The 26225-nt window shown below is 70.0% G+C and carries 24 protein-coding genes; 8 read left to right on the top strand and 16 right to left on the bottom strand.

Going from position 1 to position 26225, the window contains the following annotated elements; genetic code table 11:
* Window positions 1-33: 33 nt before the first annotated feature.
* From IEY14_RS16475 to IEY14_RS16455, 5 genes are all read left to right on the top strand, one after another.
* Window positions 34-327, top strand: a complete 294-nt coding sequence (locus tag IEY14_RS16475) for a circadian clock KaiB family protein (RefSeq protein ID WP_244639524.1) — start codon at window positions 34-36, stop codon at window positions 325-327.
* The gene (locus tag IEY14_RS16470) at window positions 324-1784 is read left to right on the top strand and encodes a sensor histidine kinase (protein ID WP_188910411.1); all 1461 of its coding nucleotides are present in this window, start codon (window positions 324-326) and stop codon (window positions 1782-1784) included. Before IEY14_RS16475 ends, IEY14_RS16470 begins: the two co-directional genes overlap by 4 nt.
* A 147-nt stretch (window positions 1785-1931) precedes the next feature.
* Entirely contained in the window at window positions 1932-2942 is a 1011-nt protein-coding gene (tauA, locus tag IEY14_RS16465) for a taurine ABC transporter substrate-binding protein (RefSeq protein ID WP_188910409.1), read from the top strand.
* Between the two features lie 74 nt (window positions 2943-3016).
* Window positions 3017-3805, top strand: a complete 789-nt coding sequence (locus tag IEY14_RS16460; protein ID WP_188910407.1) for a taurine ABC transporter ATP-binding protein — start codon at window positions 3017-3019, stop codon at window positions 3803-3805.
* Complete coding sequence (locus tag IEY14_RS16455; RefSeq protein ID WP_188910405.1) at window positions 3802-4653, top strand: ABC transporter permease subunit; 852 nt, start codon at window positions 3802-3804, stop codon at window positions 4651-4653. The genes IEY14_RS16460 and IEY14_RS16455 overlap by 4 nt, the downstream gene beginning before the upstream one ends.
* Window positions 4654-4679: 26 nt before the next feature.
* Here IEY14_RS16455 and IEY14_RS16450 read toward each other — a convergent pair whose 3' ends face one another.
* The 11 genes from IEY14_RS16450 to IEY14_RS16400 form a co-directional block, all read right to left on the bottom strand.
* Complete coding sequence (locus IEY14_RS16450; protein WP_188910403.1) at window positions 4680-6038, bottom strand: LLM class flavin-dependent oxidoreductase; 1359 nt, start codon at window positions 6036-6038, stop codon at window positions 4680-4682.
* A 17-nt stretch (window positions 6039-6055) separates the two neighbouring features.
* Window positions 6056-7498, bottom strand: coding sequence for an FAD/NAD(P)-binding protein (locus IEY14_RS16445; RefSeq protein ID WP_188910401.1), 1443 nt, complete (start codon window positions 7496-7498; stop codon window positions 6056-6058).
* Between the two features lie 7 nt (window positions 7499-7505).
* The gene (ssuD, locus tag IEY14_RS16440) at window positions 7506-8681 is read right to left on the bottom strand and encodes an FMNH2-dependent alkanesulfonate monooxygenase (RefSeq protein WP_188910399.1); all 1176 of its coding nucleotides are present in this window, start codon (window positions 8679-8681) and stop codon (window positions 7506-7508) included.
* A 53-nt stretch (window positions 8682-8734) separates the two neighbouring features.
* Window positions 8735-9286 carry a flavin reductase family protein gene (locus IEY14_RS16435; protein WP_188910793.1) on the bottom strand — a complete coding sequence of 184 codons (552 nt, stop codon included), beginning with the start codon at window positions 9284-9286 and terminating at the stop codon, window positions 8735-8737.
* A 174-nt stretch (window positions 9287-9460) separates the two neighbouring features.
* On the bottom strand, window positions 9461-10717 hold the full coding sequence (locus tag IEY14_RS16430; RefSeq protein WP_188910397.1) for an acyl-CoA dehydrogenase family protein: 1257 nt from the start codon (window positions 10715-10717) through the stop codon (window positions 9461-9463).
* A gap of 22 nt (window positions 10718-10739) precedes the next feature.
* On the bottom strand, window positions 10740-11516 hold the full coding sequence (locus IEY14_RS16425; protein ID WP_188910395.1) for an ABC transporter ATP-binding protein: 777 nt from the start codon (window positions 11514-11516) through the stop codon (window positions 10740-10742).
* Window positions 11517-11548: 32 nt separating this feature from the next.
* Entirely contained in the window at window positions 11549-12886 is a 1338-nt protein-coding gene (locus IEY14_RS16420; protein ID WP_188910393.1) for an ABC transporter substrate-binding protein, read from the bottom strand.
* 52 nt (window positions 12887-12938) lie between these two features.
* Window positions 12939-13994, bottom strand: coding sequence for a branched-chain amino acid ABC transporter permease (locus IEY14_RS16415; RefSeq protein WP_188910391.1), 1056 nt, complete (start codon window positions 13992-13994; stop codon window positions 12939-12941).
* 6 nt (window positions 13995-14000) lie between these two features.
* Window positions 14001-14882, bottom strand: a complete 882-nt coding sequence (locus tag IEY14_RS16410) for a branched-chain amino acid ABC transporter permease (protein ID WP_188910389.1) — start codon at window positions 14880-14882, stop codon at window positions 14001-14003.
* Between the two features lie 11 nt (window positions 14883-14893).
* Window positions 14894-15664 carry an ABC transporter ATP-binding protein gene (locus IEY14_RS16405; RefSeq protein WP_188910387.1) on the bottom strand — a complete coding sequence of 257 codons (771 nt, stop codon included), beginning with the start codon at window positions 15662-15664 and terminating at the stop codon, window positions 14894-14896.
* 1 nt (window position 15665) lies between these two features.
* A complete protein-coding gene (locus tag IEY14_RS16400) occupies window positions 15666-17072 on the bottom strand; it encodes an LLM class flavin-dependent oxidoreductase (protein ID WP_188910385.1) in 1407 nt (468 codons plus the stop codon).
* A gap of 633 nt (window positions 17073-17705) precedes the next feature.
* On the opposite strand from IEY14_RS16400, the gene IEY14_RS16395 reads away from it, so the two are divergent.
* Window positions 17706-18014 carry a hypothetical protein gene (locus IEY14_RS16395; RefSeq protein WP_188910383.1) on the top strand — a complete coding sequence of 103 codons (309 nt, stop codon included), beginning with the start codon at window positions 17706-17708 and terminating at the stop codon, window positions 18012-18014.
* A 28-nt stretch (window positions 18015-18042) separates the two neighbouring features.
* On the opposite strand, the gene IEY14_RS16390 is transcribed toward IEY14_RS16395, so the two are convergent.
* The gene (locus tag IEY14_RS16390) at window positions 18043-19014 is read right to left on the bottom strand and encodes a dihydrodipicolinate synthase family protein (RefSeq protein ID WP_188910381.1); all 972 of its coding nucleotides are present in this window, start codon (window positions 19012-19014) and stop codon (window positions 18043-18045) included.
* Between the two features lie 130 nt (window positions 19015-19144).
* Complete coding sequence (gene recQ, locus IEY14_RS16385) at window positions 19145-20950, bottom strand: DNA helicase RecQ (protein WP_188910379.1); 1806 nt, start codon at window positions 20948-20950, stop codon at window positions 19145-19147.
* A 413-nt stretch (window positions 20951-21363) separates the two neighbouring features.
* Here recQ and IEY14_RS16380 point away from each other — a divergent pair, with 413 nt between their 5' ends.
* A complete protein-coding gene (locus IEY14_RS16380; protein ID WP_188910378.1) occupies window positions 21364-22662 on the top strand; it encodes an MFS transporter in 1299 nt (432 codons plus the stop codon).
* A gap of 207 nt (window positions 22663-22869) precedes the next feature.
* Window positions 22870-24375 (top strand): DUF2252 domain-containing protein, encoded by a 1506-nt coding sequence (locus IEY14_RS16375; RefSeq protein WP_244639522.1) that lies wholly within the window; start codon window positions 22870-22872, stop codon window positions 24373-24375.
* 32 nt (window positions 24376-24407) lie between these two features.
* On the opposite strand, the gene IEY14_RS16370 is transcribed toward IEY14_RS16375, so the two are convergent.
* From IEY14_RS16370 to IEY14_RS16360, 3 genes are all read right to left on the bottom strand, one after another.
* On the bottom strand, window positions 24408-24968 hold the full coding sequence (locus IEY14_RS16370; RefSeq protein WP_188910376.1) for a YciE/YciF ferroxidase family protein: 561 nt from the start codon (window positions 24966-24968) through the stop codon (window positions 24408-24410).
* A 153-nt stretch (window positions 24969-25121) separates the two neighbouring features.
* Window positions 25122-25511, bottom strand: coding sequence for a hypothetical protein (locus IEY14_RS16365; protein ID WP_188910375.1), 390 nt, complete (start codon window positions 25509-25511; stop codon window positions 25122-25124).
* Window positions 25512-25529: 18 nt separating this feature from the next.
* Window positions 25530-26084 carry a Panacea domain-containing protein gene (locus tag IEY14_RS16360; RefSeq protein WP_188910372.1) on the bottom strand — a complete coding sequence of 185 codons (555 nt, stop codon included), beginning with the start codon at window positions 26082-26084 and terminating at the stop codon, window positions 25530-25532.
* Window positions 26085-26225 lie beyond the last annotated feature (141 nt).

The following is a 26225-nucleotide window of genomic DNA, read 5'->3' as shown; positions in this document are numbered from 1 at the left end:
GGCCGCGACCGGATGGAGACGAGGACGAGCATCTTGAGCGCGAGCGAACCGAAGCCGCCGATCCGGCTGCGTCTCTACATCGCCGGACAGACGCCCAAATCCCTCGCGGCGATCCGCAATCTGGAGCGGATCTGCGAGGAGCACTTTCCGGGGCGCTTCGAGATCGAGCTGATCGACCTCAGGGCCAATCCGCAACTGGCGCGCGAGCACAATATCGTCGCCATCCCGACGCTGGTGCGCGAATTGCCGACGCCGATCCGCAAGCTGATCGGCGACCTGTCGGATACGGAAAAGGTCCTGGTCGGCCTTTCGATGGTGGACCAGTGACCGGCGAGGAGGCGGAACTCCGACAGCGCCTGGAGGAGGCCGAGGAGACGCTGCGCGCCATCCGCGAGGGCGAGGTGGACGCGCTGGTCATCGGCGGGGCCCGCCCGGCGGAGGTCTTCACGCTGGAAGCCGGACCCGAGCCCTATCGCGTCTTCATGGAGGCGATGGAGCTCGGCGCGGCGGCGCTGGACGAGGCCAACCGGGTGCTCTTCGCCAACAAGGCCTTCTGCACCCTCTTCGGCTGCGTCATGGAGGAGCTTCAAGGCCGCGCGTTGCCGGAAATGCTGGGCGAGGCGGTCGAGAAGCCTCTCGCCGAGTTCCTGGCCAAGGGCCGGAGCGAGCCGCATGCCGCCGAGTTCCGCGTCGCGGGCGCCGCGGCGGAGCGCCAGCTCCATCTCTCCGCCGCTCCGCTGCGGCTCGGGCCGAGCTTCGGGCTCGCCCTCACGGTCACCGACCTCACCGAGCGCCAGCGCCTCGCGGCGACGGAGGAATCGGAACGCCTCGCGCGCGCCGTGATCGCCTCGGCGAGCGAGGCCGTCATCGTCTGCGACCTTTCGGGGCGCATCACCCATATCAGCCGGTCCGGCCTCGCGCTCTGCCGCGACAATCCGATCGGCGCGATGTTCGACCAGGCCTTTCCCTTCACCCTGCCGGACGTGACGGGGCTGCTCGCCGGCGAGGACCTCATCGCCATGGCCAATGGCGGCGGCCTCGTCCAGGGCATCGAGATGGCCTTCGAGGCGCCGAGCGCCCGCAAGAGCCTCCTCTTCAGCGCCGCGCCGCTCGTCGTCTCCGGCGACGACATCCGCGGCTGCGTCGTCACGCTGGTCGATCTCACGCAGCGCAAGGAGGCCGAGCGCCAGCAGCATCTTTTGATGAAGGAGCTCGACCACCGGGTGAAGAACACGCTCGCGCTGGTCGTCTCGATCTGCGCCCGCACCGCCTCCTCGGAGGATACGGTGGAAGGCTTCCGCAAGGCCTTTCTCGGCCGCATCCACGCGCTGGCCGCGACCCACAATCTCCTGGCCGAGAAGTCCTGGGCCAATATCCGCGTCCTCGACGTCGTCGCGGCGGAACTCGCCCCCTATGTCACGCTCGGCGACAGCCGGCTCGAACTCGAAGGGCTCGAGGTCTGGATCAGTCCGCGCGCCGCGACGGCCCTCGGCCTCGTCACCCACGAGCTGGCGACGAATGCCGCGAAATACGGCGCGCTCTCCACCCTGGAGGGCCGGGTCTCGGTCCGTGGCAGGCTCGACCCGGAAGGCCGGAGCCTGACGCTCGAATGGCGCGAGCGCGCCGGGCCGATGGTGACGGAGCCGGAGCGCAAGGGCTTCGGGCGCAGCGTCATCGCCCGCAGCCTCGCCTATGTCGAGGATGGCGGCGCGACGCTCCGCTTCGCGCCGGAGGGCGTCGAATGCACGATCAGCATCCCCTGGCAGGACGTGCAGGTCGCCTGACGCGAGGTCAAACTTTCTACCTAATGTCTATAATCTAGATCGATTTAACTGTCGCCGCCGCGCCGTCCCTTCCATCTTCGGTCGACACCGTCGGATGGCGACGGCGCGGACGACACCGACCGTCCGCCGGACAAGGGGATGGACGACATGATCACCAGGCGAACCCTTTTCGCCGCGCTGGCGGCCGGCACGGCGCTTCTCGGGGCCGGCGGCGCGCTGGCCGCCGACAAGCACGTGACCGTCGCCTATCAGACCGACGCGCTGCCCTCCTCGGTCGCCATCGCCAATGGCGAGTTCGCCAAGGCGACGGGCACGGAGATCGATTTCCGCAAGTTCGATTCCGGCGCCGAGATCTTCGCGGCGATTGCCTCCGGCGACGTGCAGATCGGCTATGTCGGCTCCAGCCCCTTCGCCGCCGCCACGTCGCGCGGCCTCGACGTGAAGGCCTTCCAGCTCGCCTCGATCTCCGGCACCGACGAGGCGCTGGTGGTGCGCGACGGCTCGGGGATCGCATCCCTGAACGATCTGAAGGGCAAGAAGCTCGCCGCCGCCCCGGTCTCGACCGATCACTACCAGCTCCTCGCGCTCATCAAGAGCCTCGGCCTCGGCGAGAAGGACGTCGAGGTCTTCGCCATCCCGCAGCCGGAGATCGTCGCCGCCTATAATCGCGGCGATATCGACGGCGGCTTCGTCTGGGACCCGGCGCTGACCGAGCTCAAGAAGAACGGCAAGGTGCTCGTCACGTCGAAGGACGTGGCGGAAAAGGGCTCGCCGACCTTCTCGGCCTGGGTCGCCACCGGCGACTTCGCCAAGACCAACCCGGACTTCCTGAGGAGCTTCGCCGGGGTGGTGAACAAATACTACGCCTCCTTCGCCAAGGAGCCGGCGGCCTGGGGGCCGGAGAGCGACAATGCGAAGGCCTTGGCGAAACTCCTCGGCGGCACGCCGGCCCAGCAGGCCTCGGCGCTGAAGAACCTCAACCTTCTCACCCCCGAGGCGCAGGCCTCCGAGGCCTGGCTCGGCGGCGGCGAGAAGGCCGGCGCGGCTCAGATCCTGAAGAAGACGGCCGAGTTCCTGAAGGACCAGGGCAAGGTCTCCCGCGTCCTCGACAGCTACGCCGCCTTCGTCACCCCGGACGCCGTCGCGCTCACCAATTGAGGCGACGGAAGGCGGGCCGTGCCGTCCCTCCCCGGCACGGCCCCCGATCCGGCCAGCAAGGAGATTCCGGACCCATGCTGAAGGTCGATCACGTCAGCATCCATTTCGCCGGCCGCGACGGCCGCGCCGTCCACGCGCTCGACCGCGTCTCGCTCGAGATCCCGGAGCGGGGCTTCGTCGTGGCGCTCGGCACGTCGGGCTGCGGCAAATCGAGCCTCCTCAATGCCATCGCCGGCTTCCTGCCGGTCTCGGAGGGGGCGATCACGCTGAACGGCCGGCCAATCGAGCGGCCCGGCGCCGATCGCGGCGTCGTCTTCCAGAAGGACACGCTCCTGCCCTGGAAGACCGTCGCCGACAACGTGGCGCTCGGCCTGAAATTCGCCGGGGTCGGCAAGGCCGAGCGGCGGGCGCGGGCCGAGGAGCTGCTCGGGCTCGTCGGCCTGCGGGATTTCGGCCGCGCCTATCCTTACGAGCTGTCCGGCGGCATGCGGCAAAGGGTCGGCATCGCCCGGGCGCTCGCCACCGATCCCGACATCCTCCTGATGGACGAGCCCTTCGGCGCGCTCGACAGCCTGACGCGCGAGACCATGCAGGAGCTTCTCGTCGATCTCTGGCAGCGCACGGGCAAGCGCATCTTCTTCATCACCCATTCGATCGACGAGGCGCTGCTGCTCGGCACCGAGCTGGTGGTGATGTCGCCGCGTCCGGGCCGGATCGTCGCCCGCTTCAAGCCCGATTTCGTCCAGGACTTCGCCCGCGAGGGCCGCGCGCTCGCCGCGCGCGCCCGGCCGGATTTCGCCGAGCTCGGCGAGGAGATCCGGGCGCTCATCCACCGTTCCGAACCGGGAAGCCTCGCCGCATGAGCGATCTCGTCCGCGAAGACCCCGCCGTGCTGGCGCCGGCCGCCGCGCCGCGCCTCGTCGCCATGCACGGCTTCGGCGCCGAGGGGCGGCCGACCCGGGCGATCAGCCTGGCGACGGCGCTCGCGCTTCTCGGCCTCTGGTGGCTCGTCGCCCGCCTCGGCCTCGTCTCGCCGCTCTTCCTGCCGAGTCCCGAGGAGGTCGTGTCGGCGGCCGCGCTGATCGCCCGCGAGGGCTATGCCGGCGCCTCGCTCGGGGAGCATGTCTCGGCGAGCCTCACCCGCATCGTCTCGGCGGCGCTGATCGCCGGCTCGCTCGGCGTGCCGCTCGGCCTGCTGATGGGGCTGAACCGCTGGGCGAAGGGCGTCCTCGACGTGCCGATCGAGTTCTACTGGCCGCTGCCGCCGCTCGCCTATCTGCCCTTGATGATCATCTGGCTCGGCATCGGCGAGACCTCGAAGATCACGCTTCTCGTCCTCGCCATGTTCGCGCCGATCTGCCTGTCGGCGCAGGCGGGGGTGCGGGCCCTGCCGCTGGAGCGGGTGAACGGCGCGCTGACGCTCGGCGCCAGCCGCTGGCAGCTCTTCACCGACATCGTGCTGCCCTCGGCCCTGCCGGAGATCCTGACGGGCCTGCGCATCGCGCTCGGCGTCGGCTGGAGCACCCTGGTCGCGGCCGAGCTCATCGCCGCCAATCGCGGCATCGGCTTCATGGTGATGTCCGCCTCGCATTTTCTGGCGACCGACGCGGTCTTCGTCGGCATCGGCCTCATCGCCCTCTGCGCCTTCGCCTTCACGCTGCTGATGCGCCTCGCCGAGCGCCGCCTCGTGCCCTGGCGCGGCCGGGGCTGAGGCGGAACGGGCGGGCGCAGGCGCGTTCAGCCCCGCCATGCCTGCGCGCCGGCATGGCGGTCGGGCAGGCGGTCGCCCTCGCCGAAGAGGCGGCGGCGCAGCGTGCCCTCGCCATAGGCCGTCTTGTAGAGGCCGCGCTCCTGAAGCGCCGGCACGACGAAGCGGACGAAATCGCGCCAGCATTCCGGCACCACCGTGCGCGTCAGGTTGAAGCCGTCGATCTCGCCCTCGTCGCGCCAGCGCCGCATCTCGGCGGCCACCGTCGCGCCCGAGCCGACGATCAGCGGATAGCGCCCGCCGAGCGCCAGATCGCCGAGAAGGCGGCGCTTGGTCAGCCGCGCCGCCTGCGCGGCCGCCGTGGTCGACTGGATGGCATTGGTCGGGCCGGTGACGATCTCGTCGTCGAGGCCGAGCGGCGCGAGGTCGATGCCGCTGCCGGCGGAGAAATGCGCCATGCCGGCTTCCGGGCTCGCATGGGCGACATAGTCGGCGAGCTTCTCTTGGGCCTCCGCGTCCGTCGCGCCGGTCACCACGCTGACCCCGACGAAGATGCGGATATCCTCCGGCCGGCGGCCCGCCGCCACAACCGCCTCCCGCAGCGAGCGCGCCGTCCTCGCCGCCGCGACCGGGTCGCGGGCATTGATGAAGACGCCCTCGGCATGGCGCGCGGCGAAGCGCTGGCCCCGGCCGGAACTGCCGGCCTGGAAGAGGACGGGCGTTCTCTGCGGCGAGGGCTCGGCGAGATGATAGCCCTGGCCGCGATAATAGGGGCCCTCGTGCCGGATCTCGTGGATCCGCGCCGGATCGGCGAAGCGCCGCGCCGCCTTGTCGCGCAGCACCGCCCCGTCCTCCCAGCTGCCTTCCCAGAGCTTGTAGAGGAAGTCGAGATAGTCGTCGGCGCGGTCATAGCGGCTGTCGTGCTCGGCCATCGCCTCCCGGCCGACCGCCCGGGCCGCGCTGTCGAGATAGCCCGTGACGATGTTCCAGCCGACGCGCCCGCCGGTCAGATGGTCGAGCGTCGAGAGGCGCCGCGCGAAGCTGTAGGGATGCTCGATCGCCGTGTTCACCGTCACGGCGAAGCCGAGACGGCGCGTCACCGCCGCCATGGCGGGCAGGAGCAGCACGGGATCGTTGACCGGCAGCTGGATGCTCTCGCGCGCGGCAAGGTCGATCGAGCCGCCATAGATGTCGTAGACCCCGACGATGTCGGCGAGGAACAGGGCGTCGAACAGCCCGTCCTCCAGCGTCCGGGCGAGATCGGTCCAATGGTCGAGATGGCGGTACTCGTCCGAGCGGTCGCGCGGATGGGTCCAGAGACCGTGATTGATATGGCCGACGCAGTTCATCGCGAAGGCGTTGAGGAGGATGGGGCGGCGGGCGGGCATGGTCTCGTTCGAAGGGATCAGCTGGCGAGGCGGGAGGGCGCCGGCGCGTCCGGGCGGGGCAGCGCGAGGCGGCGGGCGAGCTCCTCGGCGACGAATTCGGCATAGAGCGTCACCTGCGGCAAGCCCATCAGTTCGCCGAAGGTGCCGCGCGCCAGCGGCCCGGCGACGAGGAGGTCCGGCACGGCGCGGCCGTCCGTGCCGATGGCGCGCCCGTCCTCGGCCGTGGCGAGGCCGAGCCCGACGCGGTCCAGCGAAACGAGCCCCGCCGCGTGGAGGCTGGCGAAGGGCGCCGCGTGAAGGACGGCGCGATGGGCGGGGCCGGTCGTGTTGACGACGGCGTCGAAGCGCTCCGTGACGAGGCGACCGCTCCGCCGCTCGCGAGTGGTGACGGCCAGCGCCCTGGCCTCCGGTCGGGCGTCGCGCAGCGAGGCGGCGACACTGTCGAGCCGCCCGTCCCGCGTCAGCCGGTCGAGCACCGCCTCGACCTGCGGCGCGATCCGGAAGCGGTGGACGTCCCAGAAGCTGCGCAGGTGCCGCACCAGCCGGGCGCGCTCGGCTTCGGGCAGCGCCCGCCAGATCGCCCCGCCCTGGCCGCGCGCGGCGTCGAGCGCGGCATGCCAGGACAGGCCCTCGGCCGCCGCCTCGGCGATCGTGCGGCGGACGCGGCGGAGAAGCGCCAGCGCCGTGCCGGCGGGGGCGCGGTCGAAGGCGCCGAAGGGCTCGACCGGCACCGGCGCGTGGCCGCGCGAGCGCAGCCCGTTGCGCGACAGCGTGGTGATCCGGCCGCGATGGCCGAGGCGATCGAGCGTCGCGACCACATCCGCCGCCGTCAGGCCGTTGCCGAGGACGAGGATGCGTGCGTCCGGCGCGATCCGGGCGAGCGCTAAGGGATCGTAAGGGTCGGCGACGAAGCCGGGCGCGGCGGCGATCGCCGCCAGCGGCGCCGGCACGGCGGGCAGAGGATGGGTCGCCGCGAGGACGACGATCGCGGATTCGAGCCGCGTGCCGTCGGCAAGGGCGATCTCGAAGGCGCCGGAGGCGGCGCGGCGCACCGTCTCGGCCCGCGCCCGGCGATGGACGATCCGGCCCTCCGCCAGGAAGGGCGCGAGCATTTCGGCGACATAGCGGCCGAAGAGCCCGCGCTGCGGAAAGGCCTCGCCGCGCCGGTCGAACGCCGCCGGATCGCCGGAAAGCGCGCCAGAGGCGGCGAGCCAGCGGGCGAACTGGTCGGGCTCGCTTGTGTCGAGGCTCATCCGGCCGGCCGGCACGTTGATGCGGTGGCTCGGCTCGGCGGTCGAATAGGCAAGGCCGGCCCCCAGCGTCTCGCGCGGCTCGACGACGAGGATCGGCGCGGCGCCGGGCCCGAGCCGCCGCGCCAGATGATAGGCGACGGCGGCGCCCGAGAAGCCGCCGCCGATCACCGCGACCGAGGGGCGCGGCGCCGCTTCCGCCCGGCTCACGACTGGCTCACGACTGGCTGGCGAGCCGCTGTTCGGGCCGCCGGTCGCCGGCGATCGTCTCGCCGAAGGGGCCGGTGTTCACATTCGCCCCGCGCGCCGCGATCGGGTGGCCGAGCGGCAGGCGCGGCAGCACCAGTTCGCCGAAGCGATAGGCCTCCTCCAGATGCGGGTAGCCGGACAGGATGAAGCTGTCGATGCCGAGCCGGCGGTACTCGTCGATGCGCTCGGCGACCGTGTCCGGGTCGCCGACCAGCGCCGTGCCGGCGCCGCCGCGCACCAGGCCGACGCCGGCCCAGAGATTGGGCGAGACCTCCAGCCGGTCGCGCCGCCCGCCATGGAGCTGGCTCATCCGCGACTGGCCGACCGAATCCATGCGGGCGAAGACCTTCTGCGCCTCGGCGATCGTCGCGTCGTCGAGCCGGCTGATCAGCTCCTCCGCCGCCGCCCAGGCCTTGGCGGCGGTCTCGCGCACGATGACGTGGAGGCGGATGCCGAAGGAGACCTTGCGGCCCTTCTTCGCCGCGAGCTCGCGCACCGTGTCGAGCTTCTCCGCCACCTGGGCCGGCGGCTCGCCCCAGGTAAGATACTTGTCGATCTGTTCGGCCGCGACGTCGTTGGCCGCCGGCGAGGAGCCGCCGAAATAGAGCGGCGGATGCGGGGTCTGGACCGGCGGGAAGAGCAGGCGCCCGTCCTCGATGTGGAAATGCTTGCCCGTATGTTCCACCGTCTCGCCGGCGAGGACGCGCTTGTAGATGTCGAGGAATTCGCGCGTCACCTCGTAGCGCTCCTCGTGGCTGAGGAAGATGCCGTCGCCCTTGTTCTCCTGCGGATCGCCGCCGGTGACGACGTTGATCAGAAGGCGGCCGCCCGAGATCCGGTCGAGCGTCGCGGTCATCCGCGCGGCGAGCGTCGGCGACTGGAGGCCGGGGCGCACGGCGACGAGGAAGCGCAGCCGCTCGGTCAGCGGCGCCAGCGCCGAGGCGACGACCCAGCTGTCCTCGCAGGAGCGCCCGGTCGGCAGCAGCACGCCGTAATAGCCGAGCTGGTCGGCGGCCTGCGCCACCTGGCGCAGATAGGGCAGGTCCACCGCCCGGCCGCCCTCGCTGGTGCCGAGATAGCGGCTGTCGCCATGGGTCGGCAGGAACCAGAGGACGTTGATCTTGTCGGGCGTCTCGATCGACATGGGCTTTTAGCCTTCCGAATGCGGGCGGGAAAACGGGCGCGGCGGGGCGGCGGTCAGCCGGCGAGCGGATAGGCGCCGTAGCGGCCGTGGCTGTAGACCAGCGGCTCGCCGCCGGAGACGCTGACGGCCCGCACCGCGCCGAAGATCAGCGCGTGGCTGTGGCGCTCGACCACATGCTCGACCTCGCAGTCGATCGAGGCGAGCGCCCCGACGAGGACGCCGGCCCCGGTCTCCAGCACCGTCCAGTCGGCGCCGAGATAGCGGTCCTTGCCCTTCACGCCGCCGCGTCCGGCGAAGCGGTCGGCCACCGCCTGCTGATGGCTGCCGAGAAGGTTGACGCAGTAATGGCCGAAGCGGCGGATGACCGGCCAGGACGAGGAGGAAAGGTTGATCGAGACGAGCATGGTCTCGGGATCGACGGCGAGCGAATGGGCGGTCGTCACCGTCGCGCCCGTCCGCTCCTCGCCGAGGCCGGCGGTGACGACCGAGACGCCGCCGACGAGATGGCGCATCGCCTCCTTCAGGGCTGGGCGCGGCGCGTCGCCGAGACCGATGAGCGAGGGATCGAGCCTGCCGGCATTGAAGCTCGCATTGGCGAGAGACATGAGGGACACCCTTGTTCCGAATGGCGGAGCCGTCCGCGCTTGCTGCCGAAGATAGGCCGGATCGGCGCGGCGCCGCACGAAATATATACTAATTTGGTGGACGGACGAGGATTGGCAATCCGGCCCCGGCGCGCGCCGGAGCCGTTTCGCCCGGCCGGCGCGCCCGGCGCGTCGTCAGGCCGCCGGCAGGCCGATGCGCCACTGATAGGGCGGCGGCGTGCCGTTGACGGCGAAGTCGCCGACGATGCGGTCCTTGTAGATGCGCGGATTGTGCGAGGAGAGGGTACGGGCGTTGCGCCAATGGCGGTCGAGCCCGGCCGGCTTCTTGATCGCCGAGGCGCCGAGGGCGTCGAAGACGATCGTCGCGGCGTCGAGGACGAGATTGGAGATCACGGTCTGGGCCTGCGCCGCCTCCAGTTCGGCGAGGGCGTTGGCCTTCTCCTCCGCCGCCTCGTCGCCGGCGCCGTGGCTGGCGAAGGCCCGCTCCAGCGCCCGCGCCGCCTGGAGCGTGATCGCGCCGGCCGAATAGGCGGCGCCCCGGATGCGGCCGACGACCTGGAGCACCTGCGGGTCCTCGGCCGAGCGCGTCGCGGCGGCGTTCGTATAGGTGCGCCGTCGGGCGGCCACCGCCGCCGCCGCGTCGCCGGCAAGCGCCCGGCCGATGCCGGCCAGCGTCGCCAGATGCACCGTCTGGTAGAAGGCAGAGGCGTAGCGGAACTTGTCGTCGTCGCGGATGACGTCGAGGGGATCGATCGGCACGTCGGCGAAGGTGGTGGTGCCGCTGGCGGTCAGCGTCTGGCCGAAGCCGTCCCAGTCGTCGACGACGGACACGCCCGGATGGTGGCGCGGGGCGAGGACGGTGACGCCCTCGTTCGCCGCGTCACTGGCGCCGGTATCGATCCAGTCGGCATAGAGCGAGCCGGTCGTGTAATATTTCGCGCCGTTGAGGACGAGGCCGCCATCCTTCGGCAGGACGCGCGTCGAGAAGCCCTCGACCGTGGCATTGCCGATCTCGGTCCAGGCATTGCCGGCGATCTCGCCGCGCGCGATGCGCTCCGCCTGGCGGGCGCGAAAGGGGCCGGCCGGCGCGTTCACGACATTCTCGACATAGCCGAAATGGCCGCGCAGCGCCTGGGTGATGTTGGAATCGGCCTCGGACAGCTCGATCAGGAGGTTGAAGAAGTCGGGCAGGCCGGCGCCGGCGCCGCCCTCCGCGCGCGGCAGGCGCAGCGCGCCGAAGCCCGCCGCCTTCAGCCAGCCGATCTCCTCCACCGGCAGGCGGCGCTGCAATTCGCGCTCGGCGGCGCCGGCGCGGATGCGGGCGAAGATCGGCCGGAAGGGCGTCGCCAGCGCCTCGTAATCGGGACTCGGCCCCTCGCCCCAGGCGAGATCGGTCTGCGCCGTGGCGCTCTGGTGGGATGACAGGAACATGGGTCTCGTCTCGTCTGGCGGCTCAATGCCGGGTGGCGGCGGCGCCGCCGAAATAGAGGTCGTGAATGTCGCCCCGCGCCAGGAGCTCGGCCGCCGTGCCCTCCGCCGCGACGCGGCCGGTGTCGAGCACATAGCCGTAGCTGGCATGGCGCAGCGCCAGATGGGCGTTCTGCTCGGCGACGAGGAAGCTCGCGCCGGTCGAGGCGTTGAGGCCCCGGACGATCTCGAAGATCTCCTCGACCACGATGGGCGCGAGGCCCATCGAGGGCTCGTCCAGGAGGACGAGGCGCGGCCGGGTCATCAGGGCGCGGGAGATCGCCACCATCTGCTGCTCGCCGCCGGAGGTGAGGCCGGCCTTCGTGCGCCGCTTGTCCTTCAGGCGGGGAAACCAGGCATAGGCCTGTTCGAGGCCGGCCGCCGTCTCCGCCCGGCTCGGCCGGCGCAGGAAGGTGCCGGACAGGATGTTCTCCTCGACGGTGAGCTGCGGAAAGACGCGCCGGCCTTCCAGCACCTGGACGACGCCGCGCGCGACGAGGCCGGAGGCGGAGAGGCGGCTCACCGGCTCGCCCTCCCAGCGGATGGCGCCGCGGCTGACCGCGCCGCGCTCCGGCCCGAGAAGGTTCGAGACGGCCTTCAGCACCGTCGTCTTGCCCGCGCCATTGGCGCCGAGAAGGGCGACGATCGCGCCCTTCCCGACCTTCAGGGAGACGTCGCGGACCGCGAGGACCGCGTCGCCATAGACGGCCTCGATGGCCTCGACCTCGAGGAGACCGTTGCCGGGTTCGGACTTGTCGCGCATCGTTGCCGTCCTTTCGTCGCTCGTTCCGGGGCTCAGTTCGTCGCCGGCTCGCGGGCGGGGAGGTTCTTCTCCTTGGCGTAGGCGGCGGCGCGGGCGTAGATCGCCTCCTTGAACAGCGGCCGGTCGCCCTTCAGCCAGTCGGTCTTCGCCACCCATTTCTCGCCGTCCCATTGCTGGATCTTGGCGGCGGGCTGGCCCTCGTGATCCTCGGGCGTGATCTTCAGCGGGCTGAGCAGGCCGGTCGCGCCGAGCTCTTCGATCCGCTCGGCGGTGAGGTCGAGATGCTCGGCCGCCCATTGGCCTTCGGCCTTGGTCAGCGGCCGGTTGCCGAACTTCGCCTGGCCGGTGCGCAGGATCTCCGTATAGAGGATCGCCTGGACGAGGCCGGCATTGTAATAGACCGAGCCGAACTTGGAGAGATCCTTCAGATCGCCCTTGCCGGCGTCGATGATCTCCGTCTTCAGCACCTGGCTGACCTTGAAATCGGTGCCCGGCGGGAAGACGGAGACGGCGAGATAGTCCTTGGCGGCCGAGCCCGCCGGCTTCACGTCCTCTTCCGAGCCCGTCCAGATGTCGCCGATGACATGGTCGCGCGGGAAGCCGACGCGGGCCGCCGTCTTGATGCCGACCGGCGACATGACGCCCCAGGCGCGGAAGAACACCCAGTCGACACCCGAGCGCTTGATCTGCTGCCACTGCGCCTGCTGCTGCTCGCCGGGATGGGGCACCGGGATCTGGATGTCCTCGAAGCCGTATTTCTTCGCCAGGATCGCCATCGGCTCGATCGTCTCGCGGCCGTAGCCGGAGTCGTGATAGAGCGTCGCGATCTTCTGGCCCTTTAGCTTGTCGAAGCCGCCGAGCGTGTTGGCGATATGCTCGACGACGATCGAGGCCTCGGTCCAGTAGTCGAAGAGCAGCGGGAACTGGTAGGGGAAGACGCTGCCGTCCACCGCGTCGCCGCGCCCGCCCGCCACCGAGATGATCGGCACCTTATCGATGCGGGCCTTGTCGGAGATCGCCGCGTCGAAGCCGCTGGAGGTGGTGAAGAGCACGGCGAGCGGCGCGTCCGGCTGGCCGTTCTTGTAGCGCTCGTAGCATTCGAAGGCGCGCTCCACCGTATAGGCGGTCTCGCATTCCTCCAGGCGGATCTTCACGCCGTTCACGCCGCCATGGGCGTTCACGTAGTTGAAGTAGTCGTTATAAGCCGCCCATTGCGGGATGCCGGAGGGCGCATAGGCGCCGGTGCGGTAGGAGAAGAGCGGGAAGAGCTGCTCGCCCTTGGCCTCCTCGGCCCTGGCCGCCCCGGCGCTCAGCGCCGCGGCGAGACTGATGCCGGCGGCGAGGCCGGCGAGACGCTTGATGATCGACATGGATGTCCCCTCGGTTGATGTGTGGATCGCGGTGGTTGCGGTGGCGGCCGGGTCAGGCGGCCGGGCGGCGCAGGCGCCGCGCGGCCCGGACGATGAGGGCCGAAAGGCCGTCCGGCTCCTTGACGAGCAGCAGGATGATGATCGCGCCGAAGACGATGTGCTGGAGATTGGCGGCGGCGCCCGGATCGGACAGGAGGCCGAGGCCGGAGGAGCCGGCGAGGCGGTCGAGCAGGATCGGCGTCAGGACGATGAAGGCGGCGCCGAGGAAGTTGCCGAGAATGGTGGCCGTGCCGCCGATCAGCACGATGAAGAGGATCTGGAAGGACTTGTCGAGATTGAAGGCATGGCCGTCGGCCGTGCCGAGATAGGCGAAGGCCCAGAGCGCCCCGACGATGCCGAGAAAGAAGGAGGAGGCGGCATAGGCCTGGAGCTTGCGGCGCGCCACCGGCAGGCCGATCACGGCGCTGGCCGTCTCCATGTCGCGGATCGCCATCCATTCCCGCCCGACCCGGCTGCGCACCAGCGCGAAGGCGAAGGCGACGAGAAGGGCGCCGACGCCGGCGGCCAGCAGATAGCGGCCCGTCGCCGACTGGAGATCGAAGCCGAGGAATTCGAGACGCGGCGCCGAGATGGTCAGCGACTGGCTGTTGTTCGAGAAAAAGGCATAGTTCGTGAACAGCCATTCGAAGAAGAACTGGGCGCCGAGCGTCGAGGCGCCGAGATAGAAGCCCTTGATGCGCAGGGCCGGCAGGCCGAAGAGCGTGCCCGCCGCCGCCGCGATCAGCCCGGCGAGGACGAGCACGACCGGCAGCGGCAGGAAGGGCGCGCGCAGGAGGAGATTGTAGGTGGCGAAGGCGCCGACCGACATGAAGGCGGCCGAGCCGATCGAGACGAGGCCGGCATAGCCCATGAGGAGGTTGAGGCCGATGCCGGCGAGGCCCATCACCAGGGCCGGGATGAGGATGGAGCTCAGCCAGTAGTCGCTCGCCGCCAGCGGCACGAGGCCGAAGAGGGCGAGAAGCGCGACGAGAAGGGCGAGGGCGCGCAGCGCGCGGGGCGCGAGGTCGAGCCCGCCCGCGGGGGCGAGGGCGTTGTCGGTGGCGGACATGGGAGGTCAGACCCTTTCGATGGCCATGTCGCCGAAGAGCCCGGCCGGCCGCACGAGAAGGAAGGCGACGGCGAGGATATAGGCGAACCAGGGGGAGACGGCGCCGCCGACGAGCGGGCCGAGATAGATGTCGGCCAGCGCCTCGCTCGCCCCGACCACGAGCCCGCCGAGGATCGCGCCCGGAATGGAGGAGAAGCCGCCGATGATCAGGATGGGCAGCGCCTTCAGCGTGACGAGCGACAGCGAATATTGCACGCCCTGGCGCGCGCCCCAGAGCAGGCCCGCGACGAGGGCGACGAGCCCGGCGACGCTCCAGACGATGCGCCAGATCTGCGGCAGGCGGATGCCGATCGACTGCGCGGCCAGCGTGTCGTCGGCGACGGCGCGCAGCGCGATGCCCATGCGGGTGCGGCTGAAGACGATCGACAGGACGGCGACGAGGACGAGGGCGATGCCGGAGGCGGCGAGATCGAACTGGCTGACGAAGAGCCCGCCGACGTCGAGGCCGATATCCTCGATGCCGAGATCGAGCATATGGACGTCGGTGCCCATCAGCAGCTGGGCCGCGCCCTCGATCACGAAGGATAGGCCGAGCGTCGCCATGAACAGCGTCAGCGCGTCGCGATTGCGCAGCGGCCGGAGCACGAGGCGCTCGATGACGACGGCCATCGCCACCATGGTCAGCGCCGAAAGGGCGAAGGCGGGCGCGAAGGGCAGGCCCTTCTCCGTCAGGGTGACGAAGACGAGCGCCGCGAAGAGCAGCATCGCCCCCTGCGCGAAGTTGAAGACGCCGGACGCCTTGTAGATCAAGACGAAGCCGATCGCGACGAGAGCGTACATCAGGCCGGCGAAGAGGCCGCCGATGAGGGTTTCGAGAAAGAAGCTCATGTCCGCCGCCCTCAGTGGACCGTGCCGAGATAGGCCTCGATCACCGCCGGATCGTCGCGCACCTCGTCCGGCCGGCCGTCCGCGACCTTCCGGCCGTAGTCGAGCACGACGACGTGGTGGGCGAGGCCGAGCACGATGCCGACATCGTGCTCGATGAGGACGATCGTCGTGCCGAGCTGGCGGTTGACCTCGGCGGTGACGCGCGCCATCGCCTGCTTCTCCTCGGCGTTCATGCCGGCCATCGGCTCGTCGAGGAGGAGGAGCTTGGGCTCGGCGACGAGGGCCCGCGCCAGGTCGACGCGCTTCTGCGTGCCGTAGGACAGGGTCGAGACCACCCGGTCCGCCTCCTTGGCGAGGCCGAGAAAGGCGAGCACCTCCTCGGCTCTCGCCCGGAAGCGGCGCCGCTCCGCCGCGTCGCGGCCGAAGCGGAAGACGCTCTCGAAGAAGCTCGTCCCGCCCTTCCGCGACAGGCCCGCCATCACGTTCTCGATCACGGTCAGGCGGTGGAAGAGGGCGTTGTGCTGGAAGGTGCGGCCGATGCCGAGCCGGGCCGCGTCGCCCGGGCGCCGGGCGGCGAGCGCCACGCCGTCGAAGCGGATCTCGCCCCGGTCGGCCCGGTAGACGCCGTTGACGATGTTGAGCGCCGAGCTCTTGCCGGCGCCGTTCGGGCCGATCAGGGCGCAGATCTCGCCCTCCGCCACCTGGAAGGACAGGGCGTTCAGCGCCGTGACGCCGGCGAAGGACAGCGAGACGCCGTCGAGGGTGAGAAGGGGCGGGGCCATCCTATTCCGCCGCCTCCCGATGGGCCGAGGCCTCGCGCGCCTTCACCGCCTCGATGTCGCGATAGGCGTCGGCCGGATGGGTCTTCGGCAGGAGCGGGCCCTCGCCGAACAGCTTCTCGCGCAGCGTGCCGGGGCGGTAGGCCGTCGGATAGGCGCCGCGCTTCTGAAGCTCGGGCACGAGGAGATCGACCACCGTCTCGAAGGTCTCGGGCGTCACCGCATAGGCGAGGTTGAAGCCGTCGACATCGGTCTCCTCCACCCAGTCCTGCAGGATGTCGGCGACGGTTCCGGGCGAGCCGACGAAGACCGGGCCGAGGCCGCCGACGCCGCCCCATTGCGCCAGCTCCTCGATCGTCCAGGCCCGGTCCTTGCCGGCGAAGGTCTCGACCATGGAGACGATGGCATTGGTCTCGACCTTCCGGATGAGGTCGGTCGGCGCGTACTGGCCGAAATCGATGCCGCTCCAGCCGGACAGGAAGACGAGCGAGCCGTCATAGGAGGAATAGCTGCGATAGTCGGCGAAGCGCGCTTCGGCCTTCGCGTCCGTCTCGTCGACGATGACGGTGGTCAGGTTGTAGATATAGAGCTTGCGCGGGTCGCGGCCCGCCGCCGCCGCCTTGGCGCGGATCTCGGCGACATAGGCCTTGAGGAGGCTCTTCGTCGGCGCCGCGACGAAGACGCATTCGGCATGGGCGGCGGCGAAGGCCTTGCCGGGGCCGGAAGCGCCCGCCTGATAGAGGACGGGGGTGCGCTGCGGCGAGGGCTCGCAGAGATGGTAGCCCGGCACCTCGAAATGCTTGCCCCGATGGCCGATCTCGTGGACCTTCGCCGGATCGGTGAAGATGCGCTTCTCGCGGTCGCGCAGCACCGCGCCGTCCTCCCAGCTGCCCTCGAACAGCTTGTAGAGCACCTCGACATATTCGGCGGCGATCTCGTAGCGGTTGTCGTGGCCCTTCAGCCCGCCCTGGCCGACATTCTTCGCCCCGCTTTCCAGATAGGACGTGACGATGTTCCAGCCGACGCGGCCCTTGGTGTGGTGGTCGGCGGTCGAGAGGCGCCGCGCGAAGGTATAGGGATGCTCGAAGGAGGTGGAGGCGGTGATGCCGATGCCGAGATGCTCCGTCGCCAGCGCGATCGGCGCGGCGAGCTGGAGCGGATCGTTGACCGGGATCTGCGCCGCCTGATGCAGGGCGTGGAAGTTCGAGCCCTTGTAGACGTCGTAATAGCCGATGACGTCGGCGATGAAGATGCCGTCGAAGATGCCCCGCTCCAGCGTGCGGGCGAGATCCTGCCAGTAGTCGAGATCCTTATAGGTCCAGGACCGGTCGCGCGGATGCGCCCAGAGCCCGGGCGACTGATGGCCGACGCAGTTCATGTCGAAGGCGTTGAAGCGGATCGGGCGGGCCATGCACTTCTCCAGGCGGGACGGCGCGTCGGGAGGGCACCGCTCTGATGTCTGGAAGGCTAGGCTCGGCGCCGCGCTATGTTGAGTAAATCCATTTCTTTTATGGATATATCAGGAGCATTCTCTTTTGCGCACGGCCCGCCCGCCGCAACGCGGGCCTGCTCAAGCGTGCTAGCCGGCGCCAGCGGCGCACGCACCGGCGTGCCGCTCTAAACCTATGGTCGTGCCCGGGGATTCGGTGCGACGCGATCCGGGGCGAGGGCGATTCGACCCTCCAGGTCCGGCGGTCTCCGGCGGCTTCGATCCGCCGTCCCGCCAAGACCCCCCAACCTCACCGCTTCGTCATCCCGGCCTTGAGCCGGGATCCATTCCAAGCCGGTCACTACAGGCCGGAAGCGATCCGGAAGGAGACGTTCCTCCAACCGTCCCGAGGCGGTGTCGCGGACGGCATGGATCCCGGCTCAAGGCCGGGATGACGAAGCTGAAACGCGATGACGAAGCCGCCAAAGGGGAGGGCGAAGCCGAAACGCTTTCGGCAGGGGTCGATGCGTAGGCGCGGCGGTCTTCCCGCGAGGCTCGGTATCGTTTCGCCGTCTCGCGCGTTGCAGGCGAAACCAATCGCCAAGGGACGAGCGCATGGGAACGACACTGACCGGCCGGTTCGAGACGCGGCGCGAGGCCGAGATGACGGTGGAGCGTCTGGTGCAGGAATACGGGATCGAGCGCACCGACATCTTCGTCGCCGCGACCGGGCGCGACAACACGGCCGGCGAGGCGCCGGCCGGTTCCGACCGGCAGGGCGGCGATCCGGGCGGCGGCGACCGGGACGACGCGGCGCTGAACGGCGCGATCGAGGTCTCGGTCGATCTGGAGGACGAGGCCCTGGCGGGCCGCGTCCGCAGCGCCTTCGCCGAATTCGAGGCGCGGGGGGTCGAGGCGTCCTAGCGGCCTCGGCCGCAAGCCGTGGGCGGGGTCAGGCCGCCGCGGCGCGCGCGGCCGGGGAAAGGCCCTCGGCCGCGAGCCAGCTCGCATACCAGGCGTCGAAGAGCTTCAGCTGCGCCTCGACATAGCCGCGCTGGCTTTCCGACAGGGCGTCGGTCTCGTTGAAGTGGAGGGCGTAGTTTGCGTCGCCCTTCAGCACCATCATATGCTTGAAGTAAAGCACGAGATCCGGCCCCTCGTCGAAGGAGGAGAGAACGGCGAGGGCCTGTTCGAGCTCCTGGGCGCGGCGGCGCGCCACGGCGTCGCCAGCGGCGGCCGCCTTCGCCAGATCGCAGAGATGGAGGACCTCGCGCGGCAGGACATTGCCGATGCCGGTGATCGCGCCCGTCGCGCCGCAATTGACGAAGCCGTGGAAGACGGCGGTGTCGACGCCGATCATCAGCGACACGTCGTCGTCGCGGCTGGTGATGGTCTCGGCCGCATAGCGCAGATCGGCCGGGCCGCCGAATTCCTTGAAGCCGACGAGATTGGGATGCTCGGCCCGGAGCGCGAAGAACAGATCGGCGCGCGTGGCGAAGCCGTAATAGGGGCTGTTGTAGATCACCGCCGGCAGGTCCGGCGCGGCCGACAGGATCGCCTTGAAATGCGCCCGCTGGGCGGCGGGCGAGGGGCCGCGCGACAGGACGCGCGGGATGACCATCAGGCCCTTGGCGCCGGCCGACTGCGCATGCGCCGCATGGGCGACGGCGGAGGCGGTGTTGACCGCGCCGGTGCCGACGATGACCGGCACGCCGGCCTCGGCGAGGCGCGCGACGCCCTCCATGCGCTGCGCGTCGGTGAGGAGCGGCCAGTCGCCCATCGAGCCGCAATAGACCACCGCCGACATGCCGGCGCCGATGAGCTCGCGGCCCTTGGCGACGAGCGCGTCGAAATCGGGGGTCCGGTCGGGGCGGCAGGGGGTCATCAGCGCCGGAACGACGCCGGAGAAGATTTCGGCTTTCATCGCGATACCTCGTGGCTCTGAAGCGGGGCCGCGCGACGAAGCCGCGTCAAGGCCGGTGAGAGCAGTATCGCGCATTGTATAATGTTTGTCGACAGGATTTCGACGGTGTCGCCGAGACCTTCGCGCGTCGCTAGTCCGCGTGGTCGGCGATCACCTTCAGGAAGGCCGGGCCGTAGCGGTCGAGCTTGGCCTCGCCGACCCCCGGCACGAGCGCCATCTCGGCCCGCGAGGCCGGGCGCGCCGCGGCCAGCTCGCTCAGCGTCTTGTCGTGGAAGATGACGTAGGGCGGCAGGTTCTGCGCCCGCGCGATGTCGAGACGCTTCTGGCGGAGCGCCTGGAAGAGGTCGCGATCGGCCTCGGCCAGCGTCGCCGGCGCCGCGCCGCGCGCCGCCTTCTGCCGGCGCCGCTCGCGCGCCGCCTCCGGCACGCGCAGCATCAAAGCCGGTCGGTCGCGCAGGAAGTCGCGGCCGGCGGGGGCGATCGACAGCCCGCCATGGCCGGCGAGATCGACCTCGACGAGGCGCAGCGCGATGAGCTGGCGCAGGATCGCCCGCCAGGCGCGATTGTCGTGTTCCGTGCCGATGCCGAAGGTCGAGACGCGGTCGTGGCCGAACTGGGTGATGCGCTCGTTCGAGACGCCGAGCAGCACGTCGACGATATAGGCCTGCCCGAAGCGCTCGCCGGTGCGATAGATGCAGGACAGGGCCTTCAGCGCCGAGACCGTGCCGTCGAAGAGCTGCGGCGGCGCGGCGCAGGTGTCGCAATTGCCGCAGGGCTCGCAGGCGTCGCCGAAATAGGACAGGAGCACCTGCCGCCGGCAGGTCGCCGTCTCGGCGAGGCCGAGAAGCGCGTCGAGCTTCTGCCGCTCCATCCGCTTGCGCGCCTCGGGCGCCTCCGATTCCTCGATGAAGCGGCTGCGCAGCGCGATGTCGTCCGAGCCGTAGAGCATCAGCGTGTCGGCGGGCAGGCCGTCGCGCCCGGCCCGGCCGGTCTCCTGGTAATAGGCCTCGATGCTGGAGGGCAGGTCGATATGGGCGACGAAGCGCACGTCCGGCTTGTCGATGCCCATGCCGAAGGCGATTGTTGCGACCATCACCACCGCCTCGCCATGCTGGAAGCGGGTCTGGTTGGCCTCGCGCGCCGCCTTGTCCATGCCGGCATGGAAGGCGAGCGCGTCGTGGCCCTCCTCGCGCAGCCAGGCGGCCGTCTCCTCGGTCTTCTTCTTCGACAGGCAGTAGACGATGCCGCTCTCGCCCGGATGGCGCTTCAGGAAGCCCTTCAGCTGCGCGCGGGGATTGTCCTTCTCCTCGATCGCGTAGCGGATGTTCGGCCGGTCGAAGCCGGCGACGAAGGCATCCTCCTCGGCGATATCGAGATGCGCCAGGATCTCGGCGCGCGTCGGCTCGTCGGCGGTCGCGGTCAGCGCCATGCGCGGCACGCCGGGAAACCTTGCGGCCAGGACGTCGAGCTGGCGGTAGGAGGGGCGGAAGTCGTGGCCCCATTGCGACAGGCAATGCGCCTCGTCGATGGCGATCAGCGACAGCCGCGCCTCGGCGAGCCGGTCCAGCGTGCCGTCGCGCAGCAGCGTTTCCGGCGCGGCATAGAGGAGATCGAGCGTTCCGGCCGCGACGGCGCTCCACAGGGCGCGCCGCTCGTCGGGCGCGAGATCCGAATTCAGCGCCGCCGCCCGGACGCCGGCCTGCCGCAGGGCCGCCACCTGATCGGCCATCAGCGCCAGGAGCGGCGAGACGACGAGGCCCATGCCGGGCCGGGCGAGGGCGGGGATCTGGTAGCAGAGCGACTTGCCGCCGCCGGTCGGCATCAGGACGAAGGCGTTGCGGCCGGCGACGACATGCTCGACGATCGCAGCCTGCGGCCCGCGAAAGGCATCGTAGCCATAGACGGTCTTGAGGATTTCGAGAGGGCTGGCAATCATCGGCGAGGCTTGGAGAATCGCGGGAATTCCCCCTCATAGCAGGTCCGCTCCGGCAACGGGCCTCGGCGCGGCGATGGGCCGCCGCCGCGCATCCGCACCGCCTCGCCTGTCGCGCGGCGACGGAAGGCGGTCGTCGCTCGCGTCATTGGCATGCCGATGCCTCGCGCGGGAGGAGTTCGTGGAACATCCGGCGGACGAGGGTGCCGTCCTTATCGTCGATGAGACCGGCCCTTTGCCATTCCGGCATTCGCCCGGATCAGAACTTCTTCACCGAACCGGGAAATCCTCGGCGGCCCGGCTGGACAACCTCGCCGGGCGGGCGCTACTGGCGCGGCGGAACCTCCCAGACGGTTCGGGGCAGGCGCAAGGATCTTCGTGGCGAGCGATCGGCACGGACGCTGAGGTGAGAGTGCATGGCCGAGCATCGGTTCGAGGGTGATCGCTTCGAGAAGCTGAAGACGATCCTGCGCGTCACCCGCGGCAACTTCTTGGAGATGTTCGACTTCTTCCTGTTCGGCATCTATGCCTCGCATATCGCGCACACCTTCTTCCCGAACGACAACGAATTCGTGTCGATGATGTCGGCCTTCCTCAGCTTCGCGGCGGGCTTCGTGATGCGCCCGATCGGCGCCCTGACGCTCGGGCCCTATATCGACCGCATGGGCCGCCGGCAGGGCCTGATCGTCACGCTCGTCATCATGGCGATGGGCACGGTGCTGATCGCCTTCGTGCCCGGATACGCCACGATCGGCATCGCCGCGCCGATCCTCGTGCTCGTCGGCCGGCTGCTCCAGGGCTTCTCAGCCGGCGTCGAGCTCGGCGGCGTCTCGGTCTATCTGGCGGAAATGGCGACGCCCGGCCGCAAGGGCTTCTACGTGAGCTGGCAGTCGGCCAGCCAGCAGGTGGCGATCATCGTCGCCGCGCTGATCGGCTATACGCTCACCCACACGCTCGCCCCCGAGGCGATCGCCGCCTGGGGCTGGCGCATCCCCTTCTTCATCGGCTGCATGATCGTGCCCTTCATCTTCGTCATCCGCCGCTCGCTGCGCGAGACGGAGGAATTCTCGGCGCGCCGCCATCATCCGAGCGTCGGCGAGATCTTCCGCACGCTCGGCGCCAATTGGCGCGTCGTCGCGGGCGGCGTCGGCATGGTGATGATGACGACGGTGTCCTTCTATCTCATCACGGTCTACACGCCCTCCTTCGGCAAGAGCGTTCTCCATCTCTCCGAATCCGACGCGCTCCTGGTGACGGTCGCCGTCGGCCTGTCGAACTTCCTCTGGCTGCCGCTCTCGGGCGCCCTGTCCGACCGGATCGGCCGCAAGCCGCTCCTTATCGCCTTCACGGTCCTCGCCGTCGCGACGGCCTATCCGGCTCTGTCCTGGCTGATCCGCGACATCACCTTCGGCCGCATGCTCGCCGTCGAACTGTGGCTGTCCTTCCTCTATGCCGGCTATAACGGCGCGATGGTCGTCGCCCTCACCGAGATCGTGCCGGTCTCGGTGCGCACGGCGGGCTTCTCGCTGGCCTACAGCCTGGCGACGACGATCGGCGGCTCGTCGCTCGCCATTTCCACCTGGCTGATCGAGGCGACGCAGGACAAGGCCGCGCCCGGCTACTGGATGAGCGCGGCCGCGCTTTGCGGCCTCGCCGCGACGCTGTTCCTTTATCGCGGCGGCGGCGCGCGCCGCCCGACCGCCGTCGCGGCCTGACGCCGGCCAGTTCGCGTATCGCCGCGATCTCGCTGAACCCGCCGACGCCCGCGCCGCGCGGTCGAACATGTCGCGCTTGCCTTCGCCCGCCGATCGGGCGCACTCCAGGCGCAAGTTCGGCATGCCAAGCGCTTGTCGTTGAGAGGCTCGTCGGAACGCCGCCGGTTTCCGTCGGGGCCCCGGAAGGACGCGAGCGGGAGGATGTCGATGGACGAGCGGATGGCGACGGGCGAGCGGCCGGGCGACGACGCCTTCGAGGGCGAGCCGGCGGCGGCGCGCGGCGCCTCGAGCGCGGCGGAGCTCGTGCTGGCGCCGGCGGAGGCCTATCCGCGCATCGATCTCAGGGCGCAGGGCGAGCCCTGGGAAAAGCGCCGGGCGGCCGGCAAGGTGCTGCGCGGCGCCGTGCCCCATGCCGCCCATGCCGAATGCGTGCCAGCTGACGACCGGCCCGATCCGGTTTCCCTGATCGAGCAGTCGAACGAAGGGCGGCAGGCCGATCTCGTGCCGCTCCGCAATGCCCGCATGGCGGCCTCGCCCTTCGCCTTCCTGCGCGGCGCGAGCCGCGTCATGGCCTTCGACCTAGCGCACACGCCGCGAAGCGGCATCGACGCGGTGATCGACGGCGACGCCCATATCAGCAATTTCGGCCTGTTCGGCACGCCGCAGCGCGACATCGTGCTCGACCTCAACGATTTCGACGAGGTGACGATCGGCCCCTGGGAATGGGACCTGAAACGGCTGGTCGCCAGTCTCGCGGTCGCCGCGCGCGATCGCGCGATCGGGCGCGGCGAACGGCGGCGCGCCATCGCCGGCTGCGTCGCCGGCTATCGCATCACCATGCACGATCTCGCCCCGCAAGGGCCGATCGAGGTCTGGCACCGCGCCGCCAAGGCCGAGTCGCTTGACTTTCCCGGCATCGACATCGACCCCGAATCGCAGGCCGTCGTGCGCAAGGCCGTGGAGAAGGCGCGGCGGCGCAACAACCGCTCGCTGCTCGAAGAGGTCGGCGAACGCCGCGTCGACGGCGGCTGGCGGTTGCGGGAGGACGCCCCGATCCTGACGGCGGTGGACGAGCGGGTGCGCGAAGCGGTGATCTCGGGCCTCGAGCGCTATGCCGAGTCGCTGCCGCGCGAGCGGCGCTTCATGCTGAGCCGCTATCATGTCGTCGATGTCGTGCATCGGGTGGTCGGCGTCGGCAGCGTGGGAACGCGCGCCTATCTCGCGCTGCTCTTCGGCAATTCGGACCAGGATGCGCTGTTTCTCCAGGTGAAGGAGGCCGTCCGGCCGGCGCTCGCCCCCTTCGTCCGGCCCTTGCCCGAGCCCTATCGCTCGCATGAGGGGACGCGCGTCGTCTACGGCCAGCGCCTGCTCCAGGGCGTCGGCGACCCGCTGCTCGGCTGGACGACGATCGACGAGCGGCCCTATTACGTGCGCCAGATGAAGAACATGAAGGGCGAGATCCCGCTCGCGGTGCTGACCGGCCGCCCCTTCGCCTATTTCGCCTGGGGCTACGGGGCGCTGCTCGCCCACGCCCATGCGCGCACCGGCGACGCGGCGGCGATCTCGGGCTATTGCGGCGGGGTGGAGAATGCCGGCTTCGACGCGGCCCTCGTCGAATGGGCGGAAGGCTATGCCGAACGGAACGAGCGCGATCACGCCGCCTTCGTCGCGGCGATCGCCGACGGGCGCCTTGCCGCCGCGGCGGAAGGATAGGGGCGCCCGAACGGCGGACGCCCCTTTTTTCGTCAGGCGGCCTTCTTGGCCGATTTCGCCTTCGGCGCCGGGGCGGGCGCGGGGGCGTCGGTCTCGCCCTCGGCTTCCGGCCGCGCATAGTCGAGCCCTTCGGCGATCTCGGTGAGGAGCGCGTCGGTCTTCTTCTCCTCCTCCAGCGTCTGGTCGAGCAGCGCCGCCGCCTCGTCATAGCCGAGCTTGGCGGCCCAGGTCTTCAGGAGGCCGTAGCGCGCGATCTCGTAATGCTCGACCGCCTGGGTGCAGCCGATCAGCACCTGGTCGGCGGCGTCGGTCCCGCCGAAATCCTCCAGGTCCTCGCCCATCTCGCCGACGATGCCCTGCATCGCCTCGCAGGTCTTCGCCCGGGCCGGCTTGCCGATGATCTCGAACACCTGCACCAGCCGCTCGACCTGCTCGGCGCTTTCCTCGGCATGGGTCTCGAAGGCCTCGCGCAGCTCCGGCGACTGCGCCGCCTTGGCCGATTTCTTCAGCGCCTTCACCGACTGCTTCTCGGCGTAGTAGACGTCCTTCAGGGTCTCGTGAAACGCGTCCGCAAGCGTCTTCTCGGTGGCCATGATCCTGTCCTCGCATCTCCGCCCGGCCCGCCGCCGGGCGTTTCGTGACCGGGAAAAGGCCGCTCGGCGGGAATCCGTTCCTGGGGATTGCGGGGAAAATTCGGGGCGGGTGGAGAGACCACGAAGCGGCCCGCCCGCACCCGGCCGGGAACGCTATCGGTCGGGGCAGCCCGCATAGGCCTTGATCTTGCGCGGGGTCTGCGGCGAGCGGCACAGGCCCTTCGCCACCTTGAGAAAGGTCTGGCCGTTCATGGCGCTGTGAATGGCGATGACACCCTGGCCGATGCCGTTCGCGAGCGCGGCCGCGAGCACGATCTCGGCCCTGGCATAGAGCACGTAGGACGGATGTCTCAGGAAGTCGTGTTCGTGGGCCGCAAGGATGCAGGTCTCGTCATGCGGCGCCGCCGTCACCGAGCAGATGCCGACGATCAGCACTCTTCCCTCCGCATCGGGATCGTTGCAGATCACATGGAGATGCTTGCGATCCGGGTCGTGCCTCGGCCCCGAAACGATCAGCAGCGTGCCCTTCTTCGCGATCGTCATGGCGGAGCGCCCGGACCGTCAGGCGAGCTCGGCGATGAGCTGGCTGATGGAGGATCGCTCCCGCAGGAACTGCGCGTGCTCGGCCGTGTTCTCGATCCCCACGGCATGCAGCAGGCGCTCGAGGGGAATGGGGTTCGAACTGCCGTGCGGATCCTCCCATTCCGGGATGTTGTCGCTGTTATGCGTCCATTTCACCAGTTCCCACTGGTTCATCCGGCCGAAGCGGTGCCAGATGTCGTCGAGCACGGAAATCTCGGCCTCGCTTAACTCGTCGAGAGCCTCGGCCAGAATGCCCGGCTTGACGCCGATCATATGATCGGCGCGATCGTCGAGGATCGCGGACCAGTCCGCGTCTTCCACCTCGCCCTTCGCATTGTCATAGGTCCACGAGTTCACCGGACCATGCGGCAGCGAGGCGCGAGGCTCGTCCAGCATCGGGATCGCGTGGCGCTTCAGGGCTTCCCGGTCGCTGAGATAGACGAGCTTGACCGCCTTCAGCACATTGATCGACCGCGCTTCGGTCTTGAGCGCGAAATAGGCGATGATCTGCGCTGCCTTCGCCGAATTATACATCGGAACATCTCCCGCTAGAGCGAGCCGCCGTCCTCATGTAGCAAAGCGCGGGGCGATTTTCACCACGCTTCGGTGCCCCGCATGGTGCTTCCCATGCGAAGGGATCGGCGCCGATCGCGATCCGCCCGGGGGGGGGCGAGC

The organism is Aureimonas endophytica (assembly GCF_014642635.1).
GTDB lineage: Bacteria > Pseudomonadota > Alphaproteobacteria > Rhizobiales > Rhizobiaceae > Plantimonas > Plantimonas endophytica.
The sequence above is the reverse complement of the archived record's forward strand: the minus strand, read 5'-3'. Positions and strand labels throughout refer to the sequence as shown.

Excerpts from the sequence above, each read along its gene's own strand:
- IEY14_RS16370 (WP_188910376.1), bottom strand. The coding sequence starts at position 24,968 with ATGGCCACCGAGAAGACGCTTGCGGACGCGTTTCACGAGACCCTGAAG.
- IEY14_RS16460 (WP_188910407.1), top strand. The coding sequence starts at position 3,017 with ATGCTGAAGGTCGATCACGTCAGCATCCATTTCGCCGGCCGCGACGGC.
- IEY14_RS16420 (WP_188910393.1), bottom strand. The coding sequence starts at position 12,886 with ATGTCGATCATCAAGCGTCTCGCCGGCCTCGCCGCCGGCATCAGTCTC.
- tauA (WP_188910409.1), top strand. The coding sequence starts at position 1,932 with ATGATCACCAGGCGAACCCTTTTCGCCGCGCTGGCGGCCGGCACGGCG.
- IEY14_RS16455 (WP_188910405.1), top strand. The coding sequence starts at position 3,802 with ATGAGCGATCTCGTCCGCGAAGACCCCGCCGTGCTGGCGCCGGCCGCC.
- recQ (WP_188910379.1), bottom strand. The coding sequence starts at position 20,950 with ATGATTGCCAGCCCTCTCGAAATCCTCAAGACCGTCTATGGCTACGAT.
- IEY14_RS16375 (WP_244639522.1), top strand. The coding sequence starts at position 22,870 with ATGGACGAGCGGATGGCGACGGGCGAGCGGCCGGGCGACGACGCCTTC.
- IEY14_RS16405 (WP_188910387.1), bottom strand. The coding sequence starts at position 15,664 with ATGGCCCCGCCCCTTCTCACCCTCGACGGCGTCTCGCTGTCCTTCGCC.
- IEY14_RS16390 (WP_188910381.1), bottom strand. The coding sequence starts at position 19,014 with ATGAAAGCCGAAATCTTCTCCGGCGTCGTTCCGGCGCTGATGACCCCC.
- IEY14_RS16410 (WP_188910389.1), bottom strand. The coding sequence starts at position 14,882 with ATGAGCTTCTTTCTCGAAACCCTCATCGGCGGCCTCTTCGCCGGCCTG.
- IEY14_RS16380 (WP_188910378.1), top strand. The coding sequence starts at position 21,364 with ATGGCCGAGCATCGGTTCGAGGGTGATCGCTTCGAGAAGCTGAAGACG.
- IEY14_RS16365 (WP_188910375.1), bottom strand. The coding sequence starts at position 25,511 with ATGACGATCGCGAAGAAGGGCACGCTGCTGATCGTTTCGGGGCCGAGG.
- IEY14_RS16450 (WP_188910403.1), bottom strand. The coding sequence starts at position 6,038 with ATGCCCGCCCGCCGCCCCATCCTCCTCAACGCCTTCGCGATGAACTGC.
- IEY14_RS16395 (WP_188910383.1), top strand. The coding sequence starts at position 17,706 with ATGGGAACGACACTGACCGGCCGGTTCGAGACGCGGCGCGAGGCCGAG.
- IEY14_RS16415 (WP_188910391.1), bottom strand. The coding sequence starts at position 13,994 with ATGTCCGCCACCGACAACGCCCTCGCCCCCGCGGGCGGGCTCGACCTC.
- IEY14_RS16360 (WP_188910372.1), bottom strand. The coding sequence starts at position 26,084 with ATGTATAATTCGGCGAAGGCAGCGCAGATCATCGCCTATTTCGCGCTC.
- IEY14_RS16430 (WP_188910397.1), bottom strand. The coding sequence starts at position 10,717 with ATGTTCCTGTCATCCCACCAGAGCGCCACGGCGCAGACCGATCTCGCC.
- IEY14_RS16435 (WP_188910793.1), bottom strand. The coding sequence starts at position 9,286 with ATGTCTCTCGCCAATGCGAGCTTCAATGCCGGCAGGCTCGATCCCTCG.
- ssuD (WP_188910399.1), bottom strand. The coding sequence starts at position 8,681 with ATGTCGATCGAGACGCCCGACAAGATCAACGTCCTCTGGTTCCTGCCG.
- IEY14_RS16400 (WP_188910385.1), bottom strand. The coding sequence starts at position 17,072 with ATGGCCCGCCCGATCCGCTTCAACGCCTTCGACATGAACTGCGTCGGC.
- IEY14_RS16425 (WP_188910395.1), bottom strand. The coding sequence starts at position 11,516 with ATGCGCGACAAGTCCGAACCCGGCAACGGTCTCCTCGAGGTCGAGGCC.